The sequence below is a fragment of the Nonomuraea sp. NPDC047529 genome (genome assembly GCF_040642995.1).
GTDB lineage: Bacteria > Actinomycetota > Actinomycetes > Streptosporangiales > Streptosporangiaceae > Nonomuraea.
In genome coordinates this window covers 93234-109224 of the sequence record NZ_JBEYTJ010000026.1, presented here as the reverse complement: position 1 = coordinate 109224, position 15991 = coordinate 93234, and the positions used below count along the sequence as shown (strand labels likewise).

General features: G+C 73.6%; 17 protein-coding genes. 6 read left to right on the top strand and 11 right to left on the bottom strand.

The genetic code is table 11. The features are described from left to right. Positions 1-945 (top strand): inorganic phosphate transporter, encoded by a 945-nt coding sequence (locus ABZ815_RS33705; RefSeq protein WP_357705190.1) that lies wholly within the window; start codon positions 1-3, stop codon positions 943-945. Then, complete coding sequence (locus ABZ815_RS33700; protein WP_357705188.1) at positions 942-1574, top strand: DUF47 family protein; 633 nt, start codon at positions 942-944, stop codon at positions 1572-1574. The genes ABZ815_RS33705 and ABZ815_RS33700 overlap by 4 nt, the downstream gene beginning before the upstream one ends. A 52-nt stretch (positions 1575-1626) precedes the next feature. Here the strand turns inward: ABZ815_RS33700 and ABZ815_RS33695 are convergent, their stop codons facing one another. After that, positions 1627-2586 carry an SDR family NAD(P)-dependent oxidoreductase gene (locus ABZ815_RS33695; protein ID WP_357705186.1) on the bottom strand — a complete coding sequence of 320 codons (960 nt, stop codon included), beginning with the start codon at positions 2584-2586 and terminating at the stop codon, positions 1627-1629. 65 nt (positions 2587-2651) lie between these two features. Beyond that, the gene (locus ABZ815_RS33690; protein WP_357705184.1) at positions 2652-3533 is read right to left on the bottom strand and encodes a TIGR03620 family F420-dependent LLM class oxidoreductase; all 882 of its coding nucleotides are present in this window, start codon (positions 3531-3533) and stop codon (positions 2652-2654) included. 32 nt (positions 3534-3565) lie between these two features. On the opposite strand from ABZ815_RS33690, the gene ABZ815_RS33685 reads away from it, so the two are divergent. Together ABZ815_RS33685 and ABZ815_RS33680 are read left to right on the top strand one after the other, a co-directional pair. Then, complete coding sequence (locus ABZ815_RS33685; RefSeq protein WP_357705182.1) at positions 3566-3922, top strand: helix-turn-helix domain-containing protein; 357 nt, start codon at positions 3566-3568, stop codon at positions 3920-3922. 35 nt (positions 3923-3957) lie between these two features. Next, entirely contained in the window at positions 3958-4428 is a 471-nt protein-coding gene (locus ABZ815_RS33680; RefSeq protein WP_357705180.1) for a TspO/MBR family protein, read from the top strand. Between the two features lie 50 nt (positions 4429-4478). Here the strand turns inward: ABZ815_RS33680 and ABZ815_RS33675 are convergent, their stop codons facing one another. After that, positions 4479-6068: an alkaline phosphatase family protein gene (locus tag ABZ815_RS33675; protein WP_357705179.1), complete on the bottom strand. Its 1590-nt coding sequence runs from the start codon at positions 6066-6068 to the stop codon at positions 4479-4481. A gap of 113 nt (positions 6069-6181) precedes the next feature. Here ABZ815_RS33675 and ABZ815_RS33670 point away from each other — a divergent pair, with 113 nt between their 5' ends. Beyond that, the gene (locus ABZ815_RS33670) at positions 6182-6625 is read left to right on the top strand and encodes an NUDIX domain-containing protein (protein ID WP_357705175.1); all 444 of its coding nucleotides are present in this window, start codon (positions 6182-6184) and stop codon (positions 6623-6625) included. A gap of 10 nt (positions 6626-6635) precedes the next feature. Here ABZ815_RS33670 and ABZ815_RS33665 read toward each other — a convergent pair whose 3' ends face one another. From ABZ815_RS33665 to ABZ815_RS33655, 3 genes are read right to left on the bottom strand one after another with little or no spacing between them, the layout of a single operon-like run. Beyond that, positions 6636-7376: an MBL fold metallo-hydrolase gene (locus ABZ815_RS33665; RefSeq protein ID WP_357705174.1), complete on the bottom strand. Its 741-nt coding sequence runs from the start codon at positions 7374-7376 to the stop codon at positions 6636-6638. An 11-nt stretch (positions 7377-7387) separates the two neighbouring features. Beyond that, on the bottom strand, positions 7388-8167 hold the full coding sequence (locus ABZ815_RS33660) for a hypothetical protein (protein ID WP_357705172.1): 780 nt from the start codon (positions 8165-8167) through the stop codon (positions 7388-7390). A 15-nt stretch (positions 8168-8182) separates the two neighbouring features. Beyond that, positions 8183-8809: a helix-turn-helix domain-containing protein gene (locus ABZ815_RS33655; RefSeq protein ID WP_357705170.1), complete on the bottom strand. Its 627-nt coding sequence runs from the start codon at positions 8807-8809 to the stop codon at positions 8183-8185. Positions 8810-8891: 82 nt separating this feature from the next. Here ABZ815_RS33655 and ABZ815_RS33650 point away from each other — a divergent pair, with 82 nt between their 5' ends. Beyond that, positions 8892-10637: an NmrA family NAD(P)-binding protein gene (locus ABZ815_RS33650; RefSeq protein WP_357705167.1), complete on the top strand. Its 1746-nt coding sequence runs from the start codon at positions 8892-8894 to the stop codon at positions 10635-10637. A gap of 16 nt (positions 10638-10653) precedes the next feature. On the opposite strand, the gene ABZ815_RS33645 is transcribed toward ABZ815_RS33650, so the two are convergent. The 5 genes from ABZ815_RS33645 to ABZ815_RS33625 form a co-directional block, all read right to left on the bottom strand. Continuing rightward, positions 10654-11805 (bottom strand): pyridoxal phosphate-dependent aminotransferase, encoded by a 1152-nt coding sequence (locus tag ABZ815_RS33645; protein ID WP_357705165.1) that lies wholly within the window; start codon positions 11803-11805, stop codon positions 10654-10656. 117 nt (positions 11806-11922) lie between these two features. Beyond that, positions 11923-12741, bottom strand: coding sequence for a citrate/2-methylcitrate synthase (locus tag ABZ815_RS33640; RefSeq protein WP_357705163.1), 819 nt, complete (start codon positions 12739-12741; stop codon positions 11923-11925). Beyond that, a complete protein-coding gene (locus tag ABZ815_RS33635) occupies positions 12738-13523 on the bottom strand; it encodes a CoA-transferase (protein ID WP_357705161.1) in 786 nt (261 codons plus the stop codon). The genes ABZ815_RS33640 and ABZ815_RS33635 overlap by 4 nt, the downstream gene beginning before the upstream one ends. Next, a complete protein-coding gene (locus ABZ815_RS33630; protein WP_357705159.1) occupies positions 13520-14416 on the bottom strand; it encodes a CoA-transferase in 897 nt (298 codons plus the stop codon). Before ABZ815_RS33630 ends, ABZ815_RS33635 begins: the two co-directional genes overlap by 4 nt. Beyond that, on the bottom strand, positions 14401-15858 hold the full coding sequence (locus ABZ815_RS33625) for an aldehyde dehydrogenase family protein (RefSeq protein WP_357705157.1): 1458 nt from the start codon (positions 15856-15858) through the stop codon (positions 14401-14403). Before ABZ815_RS33625 ends, ABZ815_RS33630 begins: the two co-directional genes overlap by 16 nt. Positions 15859-15991 lie beyond the last annotated feature (133 nt).

The following is a 15991-nucleotide window of genomic DNA, read 5'->3' as shown; positions in this document are numbered from 1 at the left end:
TTGGAGACCGTCGTACTGATCGGGGTCGCGGGGCTGTTCGCCGTCGTGTCCGGGATCAACGACGGCGGGGCGCTGCTGGCGACCGGGCTCAAGCTGCCGGTGATCCGGCCGGCCGTCGGCATCCTGACGCTGGTGCTGCTCGTCACGGTGATCCCGTTGATCACGCACCGGGTGGCGCTGACGTTCGTGAACCGGCTGGCGGCCTTCCACGCCCCCGGCGGTCAGGCCGCGATGACCGTCGCCGTGCTCTGCTCACTGGCCGTGGTGTTCACGCTCAGCGCCAAGGGGCGGCCGACCAGCCTCACGCTGGCCGTGGTGGGCGGGCTCACCGGGGCGGGGCTGGGGTGGGGGCTGCCGGTGTCGGGCGGCTCGGTGGCGCTCGTGCTGGCCTTCGGGCTGGCCGCGCCGTTCGCGGGGGCGCTGCTGTCGTGGCTGCTCATCCGGCTGCTCGTACGGGTGACCGACGCGCCCGGCCTGGCCCGCTGGCACTGGGCCGGGTTCCTGCTCCAGACGCTCGCCTACGCGGCCAACGACGGGCAGAAGATGCTGGCCGTCTTCATGATCGCACTCGGTTTCCAGGGCGCGCCCCTGGCCTGCACCTCGCTGGTGGCGATGTTGTTCGGGCTCGGCGCGCTGTACGGGCTGCCCAGGGCGGGCCGCACGCTGAGCCGCGAGATCATCGTCTCCCGTCCCGCGCACGGCGTCGCCGCCGAACTGGCCGCGGGCACCGCGGTGATCGCCTGCGCCGCCGTGGGTATGCCCGTGAGCATGACCCAGGCCGTGGCCGGCGGGCTGGTCGGCGCGGGGGTCGCGCAGGGCGGCGGCCGGGTCCGCTGGTACGCCGCCGTCAAGATCGTCGTGGCCTGGCTGCTGACGCTCCCGCTGAGCGGGCTCTTGGCCGCGACCGCGGCGTTCGTCCTGAAGGGGCTGAGGGGGACGTGGTGAAGCGATGGCGCCGGATCCGGGACCTCATGACCGGCCGCATGGACGGCGCGCTCAGCGGGGCCCTGCTCGGCCAGCTCAAGGCCACCAAGCAGGGCGCCTGGCTGGCGATGGCCATGATCGGCGGCGAGGTCGGCAGGACCGGCGCGCACGAGCAGATGCGCGCCATCGAGCACCTCGGCGACGAGGAGCGCGCCCGCCTGGTCGAGGAGCTCAAGACGGCGCTGGTCACGCCCATCGACCCCGAGGACCTGTTCCGCCTGTCACGCTCGATCGACGACGTGCTGGACTCGCTGCGGGACTTCGTGCGCGAGTCGCACCTGTACCGGGTGCCCGACCAGATCCGTTTCACGCCGCTGCTCGACCAGGTCATCGTGGGCATCGACGCCCTGGAGAGCGCCGTACGCGGCCTGGCCTCGCGGCCCTCGGCGGTGGTGCAGGACGCCCTGGAGGCCAAGAAGGCCGGCGGCGCGATCCGGCGCATGTACCAGTACGAGATCTCCCGGATCTTCTCGGCCGAGGTCACCTCGGACGCCCTCAAGCAGCGCGAACTGGTACGCCGCCTGGAGATCGTGGGCATGGCCATCGGCGACGCCGCGGACGCCATCGCCGACGGCGCCATGAAACGCTGACCGTCAGCCCGGTGAGACCCCGCCTCTCAGTACCGCGCGACGCCGCCGCCCCTCAGGACCGCGCGGCGAAGGCGTCGACACCGGTCAGCTCGGCCGACAGCCGCCACAGGCGCGCGGCCTGCTCGGGGTCGGTCGCGTAGGAGTGGACGCCGCCCCCGGCTGCACCGGCCTGCTCGGCGATCTCGCAGTCTTCGCAGTAGACGCCGCCCATGTCGTCGAGCTGCGGCGAGGTGGCCGCCCACACCTGGGTGGCCGCGCCCTGCTCCGGCGTCTTGAAGCTGGTGTTGAGCTGGTTGCCCTGCTCGTCGATCCAGCCGGCCTCGACCATCTCCTGCCTGGTCAGGTGGCGCTGGAGCGGGGTGAGGATGCCGCCGGGATGCACCGCGAACGCGCGCACCCCCGCGTCCTTGGCCAGGGCGTCGAGGTGCACGGCGAACAGCACGTTGGCCGTCTTCGCCTGGCCGTACGCCTGCCACTTGTCGTAGCCGTGCTCGAACATCACGTCGTCCCAGCGCATGCCGGAGCGCCGGTGGCCGGCGGAGGAGACGGCCACGACCCGGCCGCCGCCGCGCTCGACGGCCGGCCACAGGCGGTTGACCAGGGCGTAGTGGCCGAGGTGGTTGGTGGCGAACTGGGCCTCCCAGCCGGGGCCGACCCGCGTCTCGGGGCAGGCCATGATGCCCGCGTTGTTGATCACGAGGTGCAGGTCGCGGCCGGTCGCCAGGAACCCGTCGGCGAAGCGGCGCACGCTGTCGAGGTCGCCGAGGTCGAGCTCGCCCACCTCGACGCGGTCGATGCCGGCCAGGGCCTCCTCGGCCGCACCGGGACGCCGGGCCGGGACGATGACATGGGCCCCGGCCCTGCTGAGCGCGCGCGTGGTCTGCAGGCCCAGGCCGGAGTAGCCGCCGGTGACCAGCGCGATCCTGCCGGTGAGGTCGATGCCCTGGAGCACCTCGTCCGCCGTGCTTCTGGCGCCGAAACCCGAACCGATCTTGTGCTGAGGCGTTGTCATGGGACCGACGTTACGAATTGAAGTGCGCTCTAAGTCAAACCGACCCGCCGGGGCCCGCCCCTCGATCAGAGGCCGAGGGCCGGCGCCAGGCGCTGGAGCTGCTTCAGGGCGTCGTCGAGGTCGGGGGCGCCCGGCGAGAGCGGCTGGACGGCCACGTGGTCGGCCCCCGCGTCGAGGTGGGCCCGCAGCCGCGCGGCGACCCGCTCCTCGTCGCCCCAGGCCACGATGGCGTCGGCCAGCCGGTCGCTGCCGCCGCCCGCGAAGTCGTCGTCGGTGAAGCCGAGGGCGCGCAGGTTGCCCAGGTAGTTGGGCAGGGTCAGGTAGTAGGCCAGGTGGGCGCGGGCGATCTCGCGGGCCCTGACCGGGTCGGCCTCCAGCACCACGGCCTGCTCGGGCACCAGCAGCCTGTCGGCGCCGAGGACGCGGCGGGCCTGCTCGGTGTGCTCGGGCGGCACGAAGTAGGTGTGGGCGCCGTCGGCCCGGTCTCGGGACAGCTCCAGCATCCGGGGACGCAGCGCCGCCAGCAGCCGGGGGGCGCGCGCCTCGGGCAGGCCCTCCTCGGCGGCGTCCATGCCGTCGAGGTAGGCGCGCATCGCGCTCAGCGGCTTGTCGTAGGCGTGGCCGCGGCTGCCGACCAGCGGGCCGTGGCTGACCCCGATGCCCAGCAGGAAGCGGCCCGGAAAGGCGTCGGCCAGCGTCTTCGTGCCCGCCGTCATGCCCGTCGCGTCGCGGCCCCAGATGCTGGCGATGCCGGTCGCGACCGCGACGCGGGTGGTGGCGGCCAGCAGGACGGCCGCCGTGGTGAGCGGCTCCTTGCTCTGCCGGCCCTCGTTGATCCACACGGAGCCGTAGCCCAGCCGCTCGATCTCGGCCGCCGCCCGCCGCGCCTGCTCGGCGGGGGCCTTGCCGATCAGCGGGTGCCACACTCCGAAGTGCCCGGTCTCCATGACCGCTCCCTCGACTAGGATGTTCGATCGAGATGGAACACTACACCAATGTTCGACCGGCATCGAACAGGACGCGCGGCCTGACCCACGCCTCTCCCGCCGAGGTGTCGTTGCAGGCCGCCCTCGACGCGCTCGGCGACCCGGTCCGCCGCCGCATCGTCCGCGAGCTGGCCGGTGAGCCCGACTGGGCCCGCGCCTGCGGCACGTTCGCCCACCTGCGGGTGGCCAAGTCCACGCTCAGCCACCACTTCGGGGTGCTGCGCCAGGTCGGCCTGCTGGAGCAGCGCGACGAGGGCGCCCGCCGGCTCAACCGGCTGCGCCGCGAGGAGTTCGACGAACGTTTCCCCGGCCTGCTCACCCTCGTGGTCGAGGAACCCGAGGGCGCCTAGGGCATGCGGCGGCACTGGCGGGTAGGGGCAGGCCCATGCAGATGCGCCCGTTCGCCCGTAACCTCCTCGCCACCACGGCCGCGGTCACCGTCACGGCCACGCTCGGCAGCCTGGCCACCTCCTCCGGCTCGGCCTGGTACCGCCGGCTGCGCAAGCCGCGCTGGCAGCCGCCCACGCGGGCGTTCGGCCTGGTCTGGACCCCGATCTACGGCCTGATCGCCTACGCCGGCGCCCGCGCGCTGACCTCGGGCGACGACCGGGCGGGCCTGACCCGCGCGCTGGGCGCCAACCTCGCGCTCAACGCCGCCTGGACGCCGCTGTTCTTCGGCGCCCGCTCCCCCCGCCTGGCCCTGGCCGACATCGTGGCGCTCGACGCGGCCAACCTGGTGCTCCTGCGCCGCTTCCTGCGCGCCGACCGCCGCGCCGGGCTGGCCCTGCTGCCCTACGTCGGCTGGACGGCCTTCGCGACAGCGCTCAACGCCTCCATCGCCGCCCGCAACCCCTGACCGGGAGCCCCGTCCCAGGACGAGGCTCCCGGCCGCACCCGGCCGCACGGTCAGGAGACGCGCAGGTCGTCCACCGCCCAGTACCAGTTGTTGGTCGCGTCGAAGTAGTGGAACTTGACCCTCATCGACGTAACCCCGGCCGGCACGGTCACCCTGAGCGACTCGTTCCTGGCGATCGCGTCGGCCGTGTAGTTCTTCACCAGCGTGTCCGCGCCGCCGTCGAACGAGACGAGCACCTGCGCCTTCTGGGCGCCGTCCACCCGGTAGTGGGTGGCGTAGGCGAGGGTGACGGACGCGCGGCCGGTCACGGTGTAGGCGGGCGAGACGAGCGTCGAGTCGAACGTCCCGGTCCCGTGGGACTTGTCGTCCCATTCGTCGGAGTCGGCCACCGCGAAGACGCCCCTGGACCGGACGTTCAGCTCCCGCTGCTGGTCACGGGCCGCCCGCGACCAGAACTCGTCCGTGGTGAACGCCCAGCCGCGCCACTCCTGGACGCCCCCGGACGGCATCCTGGACGCGTCCGCCGACCAGCCCGAGGGCGGCGTGTGCGAGTAGCCGAGCACGCCGGCCGGGATGCCGGTCTCGTCGGTCCTGCCGGACAGCGTCACGCCCTCGAACGGGTCGCCGGTCCTGGTGTCGACGCGCCTGCCGTCGATCCCGCCCGGCACGGCCAGCCGCAGCCCGGTGAAGACCGCGGCCGTCACGTCCACCAGGCGCGTGTCGGCCGGCCGCGCCCCGGCGGCGAGGCCGGGCCCGGAGGCCAGGACGAACGTGCGGCGCTCCTCGATCGAGGACCCGCCGTGCCCGCCCGCGTCCGTGTGACCATGGTCGGTGGCCACGACCACGGTCCAGCGCTCGCTCGCGTACGACGGCCTGGCCCTGACCGCGGCCAGCAGCCGGCCGATCCGGGCGTCGGCGTCGTGGATCGCGGTCAGGTAGGCGGCCGAGCCGGCGCCGCTGCCGTGCCCGGCGATGTCGATCGCGCCCAGGTAGACGAAGGAGGCGTCCGGATTCCTGGTGCGCAGGACGGTCTCGCTGACCTGGGTGACGCGCTCGTCCTCGGCCGGGTAGCCGTCGGCGTCGCCGTCCAGGGCCACTCTGGCGTCGATCCGGGGGCCGAACGTGCCCTGGTCGGCGAGCGGCTTCCAGTCGAGCGCGGCGTAGGTGGAGTAGGCGGCGTTCGTGTTCTCCAGCCTGGTCAGGAAGTCGGGGTACTGGTCGTAGTGCTTGCCGGCGAAGGTGTTGTCCTTCACGCCGTGCAGGTCGGGCCAGACGCCGGTGGCGATCGTGGACCAGCCGGGGCCGCTGGAGGTGGCGGCCATCGGGCTGGTGTAGAGCAGGCTGGTGCCGAACGTGCCGCCGCTGATCAGGGCGTCGAGGTTCGGGGCGTCGGCGGGGGCGATGCGGTCGTGGCGTAACCCGTCCAGGCCGATGACCAGGACCTTGTCGGCGCTGATGCCGTTCGGGACGTCGGGGACGGGCACGGGCGCGGCCAGGGTGGTCGCGCCGTTGAGGACCTTGCCCTCTGGGGCTGGTGCGGGATCGGCCACGGGATCGGCCACGGGATCGGCCAGGGCGGCGGGGGCGGGGACCGACACGGCCGCGGCCACGAGAGCGGGCAGGATGCGCCATCGTTGCATGGACGTACTCCTCGCTGAGTGCTGGGATGATCCGGCTGAAGGATCTCCAGCGTCAGGCGGGTGCGTGAATAGCGTCTTTCCGATGGTCGCCATAGAGGAAAAAGGGGGCCCAAATGGGCAGTAGCCAACGTCCTGCCGCCCGCGTCGTCTGCCTCGACCGCGACGGACGCGTCCTGCTCATGCACTGGTACGACCCGATCAGCGGCAGGGACGTCTGGGAGCCGCCGGGCGGCGGCCTCGACCCGGGCGAGACGCCGCTGGAGGCCGCCAGGCGCGAACTGGCCGAGGAGACCGGGCTGCCCGGGTCGGCGGTGCGCGATCACTCGGTGGACGTCGAGCGCGACTTCACCTGGCTGGGCGTGCGCTACGTGAAGACCGAGCCGTTCTTCCTGGCCACCTTCGACGAGGCGCGCCCGCGGGTGACCCCCGCCGCGCTCACCGAGGAGGAGCTCGGCGTCTACCGCGGTCACACGTGGGCCGAGGAGATGCCGTACGGCGTCGAGCCGCCGGAGCTCGCCGCCGTGGTGACCGCCCTGCGCACGCCCCCGCCACGCTGAGCCCGGTGCGTCACACCTCGATCGTGAGGCCCGCCGTGGCCACCGCGAGGTCGCCCGCGTAGGACCTGGCCGCCGCGTCGAGCGCCGGCTCGGGCCGGGTGCCCGGCCACAGGTGGGTGAGCAGCAGCCGGGCGGCCCCGGCCGCGGCGGCGGTGCGGCCCGCGTCGAGGGCGCTGGACAGGTAGGGCGCGTCCTCGTCGGGCACCCGCTCGGGGTAGGTGGCCTCGGCCACCAGCAGGTCGGCGTCGGCGGCCAGCGTGACGAGGTCCGCGGACGGCCCGGTGTCGCCCGTGTAGGCGATCGCCCGGCCGCCCGCGCTCAGCCGCAGCCCGGCGTTGGGCACGTGGTGCGGCAGCGAGAAGGCGTCGAGCCGGAACGGGCCGATCTCGCGCGGCGTGCCCGGCTCCAGGTCGTGCAGCTCGAAGCTGCCGGCCAGCATGCCGCGCCGGTCGAGCGCCAGCACGGCGTCGAGCGCGCCGGGCGGCGCGTGCACGGGCAGCGCGGCCGGCGGCGCGTCGCCCAGGGCGCGGGCGCGCAGCAGCGGGTTGAGGTCGGAGCAGTGGTCGGGATGGCCGTGGCTGACCAGGACGGCGTCGACCCGCTCGGCCGGCGTGCTTTCGAGCAGCCGCGGCAGCGTGGCGTAGCCGGGGTCGACGAGCACGCGGAACCCATCGTGCTCGACGAGGTAGCCGCTGCACGCCTGGCCTGCCGCCGGCCAGGCCCCGCATCCGCCGAGCACCGTGATCCGCATGATCCCCGACTCTAGCGGGGCCGGTGGCCCAGCTCGGCCAGCGTGGTGGACATGAGACCGCGCAGCAGCGACCCGGCCAGGCCCTCGTGCACGGACTCGACCGGAAACCCCTGGGCGATGCGGGCGTGGTACGCCTCGCGGTCGCGCTCACCGGTGTAGGGCAGCGCGGTCATCGCCACGACCACGGTCGCCCGGGTGCCGCCGCGAGGCAGGACGGCGACGGCGTGGGTGCGCAGGCAGGTCTCGTCGGGGGCGCCGTACCAGCCGCACTTGATCCCGGCGTCGGGCGAGCCGAGCGCCTCGCGGGCGCCGAACGTCTGCTCCCCCGCCACCTGCCGCATCCACTCCAGGACGGTGGCCGCCACCGGGTCGCCCGCCGCCGCGGCCTGCGCGAACACGGTGTAGGCGGCGGCGACCTCGTCGGCCGACACCTCCACCGAGCCGAAGCGCGACGGGTCGCCGCCCGGCTGGGCCCACCGCACGCCGGTGCGCCGGTAGAGGTCCTCCAGCAGGACGCGCGGGCCGATGGACAACCACAGGCTCAGCGTGTCGGCGTTGGAGGAGAGGACCACGGCGGGCTCGGCGTGGCGGCGCCAGCGCTCGGCGTCGTCGATGTGGTCGGCGGCCACCCAGGCGTAGAGGGGCTTGAGCAGCGAGGCGCAGCGCAGCCGGGCCGGGCCCGAGCGCACGCTCATCGTCCGGGCGGGCGGGCCGCCGTAGCCGCGTCTGATGCCCGCGGCCTGCGCTCCGGCGCTGTGGTCGAGGTCTTTCAGCAGGTCATTGAAGGCCACCGTCCCACCGTAGACCTACGGGGCGGTCCGCCAGCGCCCTTCGTACCACTCCGTGCTCGGCGGATCACCGGGCAGCGGGGTCGTGCCGGGGGCGCGCAGGCCGTCGAGCGTGACGGCCAGCAGGCGCTGTTTGACCCGCTGGTGCTCCTCGCCGGGCGGGCCGGGGGCCGGCCTGCTGAACTGCTCGATGAGCAGCGAGACGTCGAGCGTGGTGACGTCGGGTCTGAGCGCGCCGGCCTCGCGGGCCTTCGTGACGAGCTCGTCGGCCAGCTCGGTGGCCCGCCGGGAGGTGCGCCACATCTCGTCGGTGACCTCGATCGTGCCCGCCACCGGGGCCAGCGCGCCGGAGCGGCCCTCCACGCAGGCCCGCACGTACGCCTCCAGCCCGGTCCACGGGTCGGGTTCGGCCAGGGCCGACTCCAGGGCGTCGACCACGCGTTCCATGGCGATCAGGCACAACCGCTGGAGCAGCTCCTCCTTCGTGCGGTAGCGGCGGTAGAGGCTGCCCATGCCCACGCCCGCCTGCTTGGCGATGGCCGACACCGGCGCGTCGAACCCCTGTGTCGTGAACACCTCGTGGGCCGCCTGGAGCAGGCGCAGATCGTTCCGCGCCGCCTCGGCCTGTCTGCCGCGTCCTGCCATGCCGTACAGGATATTGCGGAGCGGAGCGCTCCGATATACCGTACTTAGTCGGAGCGCAGCGCTCCGACTAAGGAGGATTGTCATGCGTGCGGTGGTGCTGCGGCGGTTCGGTGGTCCCGGGTCGCTGGTCGTGGAGGAGGTGCCCGATCCCGTCGCGGGGCCGGGGCAGGTGCTGGTCGAGGTGGCGGTCGCGGGCATCACGTTCGTGGAGACGCAGGTGCGCGCCGATCGGGGGCCGCGACGGGCCGAGCTGCCCGCGATCCTGGGGAACGGGGTGGCGGGCACCGTCCTGGCGGTGGGCGAAGGCGTGGACGCGGCGCTGGTGGGAACGCGGGTGGTCACCACGCTCGGCGGCCGGGGCGGCTACGCCGAGCTGGCGGTGGCCGCCGCCGACGACCTGATCCCGCTGCCCCCGGGCCTGTCGGCGCTGGACGCCGTGGCGCTGCTGGCCGACGGGCGCACCGCCGTGGGGCTGACCCTCGCCGCCGCGCCGCGGCCCGGCGAATGGGTGCTGGTGGAGGCCGCCGGAGGCGGGGTGGGCAGCCTGCTGGTGCAGCTCGCGCGCGCCGCGGGGGCACGCGTGGTGGGCGCGGCGAGCAGTGCCGCCAAGCGCGACCTGGCCGCGCGCCTCGGGGCCGAGCTGACGGTCGACTACACCGTCCCGGGCTGGGCCGACGAGGTACGCGCCGCGACCGGCGGCCTGGACGTCGTCTTCGACGGCGTGGGCGGCGAGGTCGGCGCCCAGGCGCAGGCGCTGTTGAAGGACGGCGGGCGGCTCAGCGCGTACGGCATGGCCGGCGGCCCGATGACCACCCCCGACCCCCGCGTGACCGCAGTGGCCTGGCCCTCGGCCGACCCGCGTGAGCTGGCCCGCGAGGCCCTGGAGCTGGCCGCCGCCGGCCGCCTGCGTCCCACGGTCGGCAACGTGCTGCCCCTGGAGTCGGCGGCCGAGGCGCACGCCGCCGTCGAGGCCCGCAAGGTCACCGGGAAGTCGCTGCTGCTGCCCGCCCGTGCCAGGACGATCCTGGTCACCGGCGCCACCGGCAACCAGGGCGGCGCGGTGGCCCGGACGCTCCTGGACCGCGGCTGGACGGTCCGCGCCCTGGTCAGGGACCCGGCCTCGCCCGCCGCCCGCGCCCTGTCCGCGCTCGGCGCCACCCTGGCGAAGGGCGACCTGGACGACCCCGCCTCCCTGCGGGCCGCCATGACGGGCGTGCACGGCGTGTTCAGCGTGCAGGCCCTCGCCCTGACCGAGGAGGAGCTGGCCCGCGAGGTGCGCCAGGGCGTCGCGGTCGCCGACCTGGCCGCCGGGCTGGGCCTGGCCCACCTGGTCTACAGCTCGGTCGGCGGCGCCGAGCGCGACACCGGCATCGAGCACTTCGCGAGCAAGTGGGCGATCGAGCGGCACCTCGCGGAGCTGGGCCTGCGGGTCACCGTCCTGCGGCCGGTGTTCTTCATGACGAACCTGCTGTACTACGCCGAGCCCGCCGGGGAGGAGCGGGTCATCGCGCTGCCGTTCCGGCGCATGCAGCTCGTCGCGCCCGAGGACATCGGCCACTTCGCCGCGGAGGCGTTCGAGCATCCCGACGAGTACGCCGGCCGGGCGCTGGAGCTGGCGGGCGACGAACTCACCGGCCCGGAGCTCGCCGAGATCTACCAGCGCGTCACCGGCACCCCCACCCGGTTCGAGCAGACCCCGACCGGCGGGGAGCGCATGTACGAGTGGTTCCTGGAAGGCGGCTACCAGGCCGACGTCGCCGCCCTCCGCGCCCGCCACCCCGGCCTGCGCACGTTCGAGGGCTTCCTGCGCGACCGCCTGGCCCGCTGAGTCCCGGTCAGTCCCGTCAGCCGAGCGCCGCCTCGAAGCGGGCCCGCAGGTCCGACAGGCGCCCGACCGGCTCGGCGCTGTAGACGAGGCGGACGTACCGGGGGGCGACGCTCTCGCCCCAGGCCGTCATGGGGGTGGCCGCGACGCGCCCGCGTTCCAGCAGGCGGGCCGACAGGTCGGCGGCGGTCAGCCCCATGGCCTCGGCGTCCACCAGGACGGACCAGCCGCCGCCCGCCCGGACCACCGGCAGCCCGTCGAGCTGCGCGACCACGGTGTCGTGGCGGGCCTGGTACTCGGCCGCCGCCTCCGCCACCCCCGCGCCGGCCGGGTCGGTGAGCGCGGCGGCGGCGCCGTACTGGTGGTAGCCGCTGGCCACGGTGGTGTTGTAGATGGTCGCGACCATGATCCGGGACATGATGTCGGCCGGGCCGGCGACCCAGCCGATCCGCCAGCCGATCATCCGGTACTCCTTCGACATGGACCCGATGATGATCGTGCGCTCGGCCAGGCCGTCCACCTGGCACGGGTTGACGCGCGGGTGGCCGTCGAAGACGATGCGCTCCATGGCGGCGTCGTAGATCAGGTACGCGCCCGTACGCTCGCAGACCCGCGCGACCGCCTCCCAGTCCTCCCGGTCGAACACCACGCCCGACGGCATCGACGGGCTCATCAGCAGCAGCGCCGCCGCCGCGGGCACCCGGCCGAGCGCCTCGCGGTCCAGCCGCCAGCGGCCGCCCTCCACCCGCAGCGGCACCAGGTGCGGACGCGCGCCCGACAGCCGCACCCGCTGGAGCAGCCCGGCGTAGGTGGGGTCGGTGAGCACCACGGGCTCGCCCGGCTCGGTCGTGGCCAGCAGCACCGGCATCACCGCCGACGTGCCGCCCGAGGTGATGCACACCTGCCGCAACGGGTCGTAGTCGACCCCGGTACGCGCCCGCAGCTCGGCGGCGACCGCCTGGCACAACACCGGCAGGCCGGTGAACGGCAGCCAGCTGTTGCCCGTCCTCTCCTCCAGGGACCGCCTGGTCGCGGCCACCGCGACCGGCGGCGGCGGGACGTCGGTGTCCAGGTTCTCCAGGCGCAGGACGTCGGGGTCGGCCCCGGCGGCGGACGCCACCTTGTCGATGTCGAACGGCTGCACCTGCGCGAACCGGGAGTTGGGCCGCATGACTGCACCTCCACGCTTGTTCCGTATACGGAACACCACCTTGAACCTGGAGAACACGGGTGTCAAGGGTCGGCGCGGAGGTGCCGGCGGCGGTCCGGCCGGTGATCCGGCCGGTGGTCAGGCCAGGGCGCGGTCGGCCGGGCCGTCGTAGTGGTCCGGGCCCTGCATCGACAGGTCCAGCGGCTGGACCATGTCGGAGTTGGTGGAGGCCCGCCAGCCCTTCTCCCTGGTCATCTCCTCGATCGAGTGCGCGCACAACGACAACGACCTGCACACGATGAACATGGCCTTGAGCTGCAACGGCTCGTACCCCATGTCGAGGCCGACGCAGCCCATCGAGCCGGGGCCGTTGATCCAGATCCGGCGGCCGAAGACGTCCTCGGTGGCGTCCTCCATCGCGCGGGCGATGCGGACGTACCGGCCGGTGACGCCCAGTTCGTCCGACAGCTCCAGCAGGCGGGCGGTACGCGGGTCGCGGATGTGCTGGGCGTGGTGGAACCCGGGCATGCGCTCGCGGCGTTCGCGCATCTCGGCCACGACCTTGGCGGCGGCCTCCTGGTCGCTCAGCCCGTCGCGCTCGGCCCGCTGCCCGACCGCGAGGAACAGCTCGGCGGGCCGGTCGGCGGTGCCGTGCAGGCGGCCGATGCCGGCGACGCCCGCCGCGACGGCCGCGTTCAGCTCGGCGCCGCCGGAGGTGGCGAAGCGCACGGTGGCCGAGGACGGCGACATGGCGTGCTCGGCCATGTTCACCAGGATCGCCTCGGTCATCCGGCCCACCTCGGGGGTCGGCAGCTCGCCGCGCAGCACCAGGTGGAAGTGCTCGGCGAAGGAGATGTTGCCGGTCAGCTCGTTCACGTCGTACCCGCGCACGACGATCCGGTCCTTGTTCTTCCAGGCGATCGCCGTCTCCCAGGCGAACGGCTTCTTGTCGGTCAACGGGCTTTCCTTTCAGGGAAGTACACGCACGCCGGGTCGATCTCCTCGCGCAGCAGGCAGAGGTCCTCGGGGTCCGGCGGCACCACAATTTCCAACGAATCCCGAAATTTCGGGGTAAAGCCGGTGTTTTCTAGTACGTCCGCAACACTCGCCCCCGGCATGAGGGCCGTCACGGTCAGCGCCGAGTCCTCGGCCTCCATCACGCACAGGTCGGTGACGACCTTGACGCGCAACGGCCCGAGCCCGGCCTTGGCCCGCTCCCCCGGCCCGCCCAGGAACCCCGGGCTGGTGACGTAGTCGCAGCGGGCGGGGAAGCGCCGCCTCTCGTGGTCGGTCAGGATCACCACCTGCCGGCAGTGGCTGGCGATGTCGTTGGCCCCGCCGCTGCCGGGCAGGCGCACCCGCGAGCCGTCCGGTCTCGGGACCCAGGTGGAGTTGATGTTGGCGTACTCGTCCACCTGGGCCCCGCCGAGGAAGCCCGTACGGACCAGCCCGCGCTGGACCAGCCCGCCCAGTGCCTCGAACAACGACCCGTGCCGCGCGGCGCCGTGCATCAGCCGCGGATCGACCACGGACACCGGCGTCGGCACGACCTTCGGGAACATCACCCCCGACTCGATGACGAGCTTGGCCTCCGGCGCGTGGGTGCGCTGGGCGAGCGTGGCGGCCAGCAGCGGCAGGCCGGTGCCGACGATCACCAGGTCGCCGTCGCGGATCTGCCGGGCGCCCTCGACGACCAGCAGCTCCCTCGGCAGGGCGGCCCACTCCCCGGACGCGCTCACACCAGCCTCCTCATCTGCTCGGTCAGCCCGTCCCGGAGCGTGCCCGCCGGGTCGCGGGCCTGGAGATGATCGTCGAAGGACGCGCCCAGGTTGGCCCCGATCCACTCGCGCAGCTCGGCGTCCCCGGCCCGGCCCAGCGCCTGGTACTCCTTGATCTCCGGCTCGGCGAAGTCGTACTCGCGGTAGACGGAGGTCGGGAAGGCGCCGAAGGGCTGGTGGACGACCGCGGTCACGTACGCCTCCGGGATCGTGACCCGCTCGGGCCGGTCGGCGAACGCCCCGGCGGGCAGCACCTCCTCGGCCGACACGATCGTGGCGCGGGCCGCCCGGACCATGTCCACCTCATGGGAGGTAACCCCCTCGATCACGACATTTCCGGATAGGTCGGCGCGGTTCGCGTGGATGATCGCCACGTCCGGCGTCATCGCCCGCAGCAGCACCACCGGCTGCCCCGTCCACGGATCGGCCGACTCCACCGCCACGCCCTCCGACACCAGGTCGGCGAGCAGGTCGGTGCCGAGCAGGCTGCGCGTCGGCAGGAAGGGCACCCCGATGGCCCCCGCCGCGAAGCGGGTGGCCATCGCCAGGTGCGAATGGTCGCCGACGCCGACCTCGCCGCGCTCGACGGCCCGGCGCCAGGCGAACAGCGTGCCGTAGCGCTCCAGGTTGCCGGTGCCCTGCTCGGTGCGGACCACCAGGCCCGCCGCGACCAGCATGTCGAGCGGCAGCGACAGGTTGCAGCCGACCACGGTCAGCCCGCCGATCCCCTGCCTGATCACCTCGTGCACCAGCGCCATCGGGCAGCGGTTGATGTTCTGGCCGCCCATCCCGACGACGGCCCCGGCGGGGACGTGCCGGGCGACGGCCTCGGCCGCCGTCAGTAACTTATGCACGCCGACCGCCACTCGGTGTAGAAGTCCCAGACCTGCGGCGAGCACTCGGGCGGGCCGAACTGCGACAACTTGGCGCCCATGTGGGGCAGGTGCGCGTACGCGCCGACGCCGGGCCGGTTGACGTGCAGCATGCCCGCCTCGAAGCGGTCCAGGGCCTCGAAGATGGTCGCCGGGTCCTGAGTGAAGATCGTGCCGCTCATGCCGTACCGGACCGAGTTGGAGATGCGCATGGCGTCGTCGAAGCCGTCGCAGTCCACCACGGACAACACCGGGCCGAAGATCTCCTCCTGGGCGATCTCGCTGTCCCAGGGCACGTCGCGCAGCACGGTCGGCTGCACGTAGCAGCCCTCGGGCACGCCCTCGGTGTGCCGCTCGCCGCCGATGGCGACCTTGGCGCCGGACTCCTGCGCGGCCTTGACCGCGTCCAGGCAGGCGCGCATGCGGGCCTCGTTCACGACCGGGCCGATCGTGGCCTCGTCCGACAGGCCGGGGCCCACCTTGAGCCCGGCCACCTCGGCGACCAGCCGCGACAGGAACTCCTCCTTGACGGAACGGTCGACGATCACCCTGGACGTGGCGCTGCACCGCTGTCCCGACTGCCCGAACGCGCCGAACACGGTGGCCTTGACCGCCTTGTCCAGGTCCGCGTCCGCGAGCACCAGGACCGCGTTCTTGCCGCCCAGTTCGAGCTGCGTGCGCAGCAGCCGGGGCGCCCCGGCCTGGTGGATGGCCAGGCCCACGGGCAGCGAGCCGGTGAAGCTGATCCCGGCCACGCGCGGGTGCGTCACCAGCGCCTCGCCCGCCGCGATGTCGCCCTGCACGAGGTTGAGCACCCCGGCGGGCACGCCCGCGTCCACGAACGCCTCCACCAGCAGCGCGGAGGTCAGCGGCGTGAACGGCGACGGCTTGAGCACCGCCGCGCACCCGGCCAGCAGCGCGGGCGCGACCTTCCACATGGGGATGGCGAGGGGGAAGTTCCACGGCGTCACCAGGCCGACCACGCCGATCGGCGCTCGGAAGGTGTAGGAGAACGTGCGCGGCTCCTCGGCGGGCAGCGTCTCGCCCTTCAGCCTGCGCCCCTCGCCCGCGGTGAAGTCGAGGATGGCCAGGGCCCGCCTGACCTCGCCGCGCGCCTCCTTGATCAGCTTGCCCTGCTCGCGGGTGATCGCCTGGGCGAAGTCCTCGGCCCGCTCCTCGATCAGGCGTTCGGCGGCGCGCAGGAACTCGGCGCGCTTGATCGGCCCGAGCCCCTTCCACTCCGGCATCGCCGCGGCGGCGGCCTCCACGGCCAGCTCGACGTCCGCGCCACCGGACTCGGCGAAGTCCCCGATGTGGTCGGAGAGGTCGCCGGGGTTGATGTTCGGCCGGGTCTGCCCGCTCTCGGGGGCACGCCATTCGCCGCCGATGTGGTTGAGCAGGTAGCGACTCGGGATCGTCGCCATCGGGTTCCTTTCCGGTCAACTTCTAGTAGGGCAAAGCCTCATGGCCAGGGATGTTCCGGACAAGGGGGATTAGACCGATGCCCCCGATAGGCAGCCGTTATATGAGTCTGCCTATAGCGGCGATAGGCAAATC

What these genes read in the sequence shown, in the direction of transcription:
- ABZ815_RS33650 (WP_357705167.1), top strand. Translation starts at nt 8,892, where the DNA reads ATGCGTGCGGTGGTGCTGCGGCGGTTCGGTGGTCCCGGGTCGCTGGTC.
- ABZ815_RS33645 (WP_357705165.1), bottom strand. Translation starts at nt 11,805, where the DNA reads ATGCGGCCCAACTCCCGGTTCGCGCAGGTGCAGCCGTTCGACATCGAC.
- ABZ815_RS33690 (WP_357705184.1), bottom strand. Translation starts at nt 3,533, where the DNA reads ATGGAGACCGGGCACTTCGGAGTGTGGCACCCGCTGATCGGCAAGGCC.
- ABZ815_RS33695 (WP_357705186.1), bottom strand. Translation starts at nt 2,586, where the DNA reads ATGACAACGCCTCAGCACAAGATCGGTTCGGGTTTCGGCGCCAGAAGC.
- ABZ815_RS33670 (WP_357705175.1), top strand. Translation starts at nt 6,182, where the DNA reads ATGGGCAGTAGCCAACGTCCTGCCGCCCGCGTCGTCTGCCTCGACCGC.
- ABZ815_RS33675 (WP_357705179.1), bottom strand. Translation starts at nt 6,068, where the DNA reads ATGCAACGATGGCGCATCCTGCCCGCTCTCGTGGCCGCGGCCGTGTCG.
- ABZ815_RS33625 (WP_357705157.1), bottom strand. Translation starts at nt 15,858, where the DNA reads ATGGCGACGATCCCGAGTCGCTACCTGCTCAACCACATCGGCGGCGAA.
- ABZ815_RS33685 (WP_357705182.1), top strand. Translation starts at nt 3,566, where the DNA reads ATGGAACACTACACCAATGTTCGACCGGCATCGAACAGGACGCGCGGC.
- ABZ815_RS33665 (WP_357705174.1), bottom strand. Translation starts at nt 7,376, where the DNA reads ATGCGGATCACGGTGCTCGGCGGATGCGGGGCCTGGCCGGCGGCAGGC.
- ABZ815_RS33680 (WP_357705180.1), top strand. Translation starts at nt 3,958, where the DNA reads ATGCAGATGCGCCCGTTCGCCCGTAACCTCCTCGCCACCACGGCCGCG.
- ABZ815_RS33655 (WP_357705170.1), bottom strand. Translation starts at nt 8,809, where the DNA reads ATGGCAGGACGCGGCAGACAGGCCGAGGCGGCGCGGAACGATCTGCGC.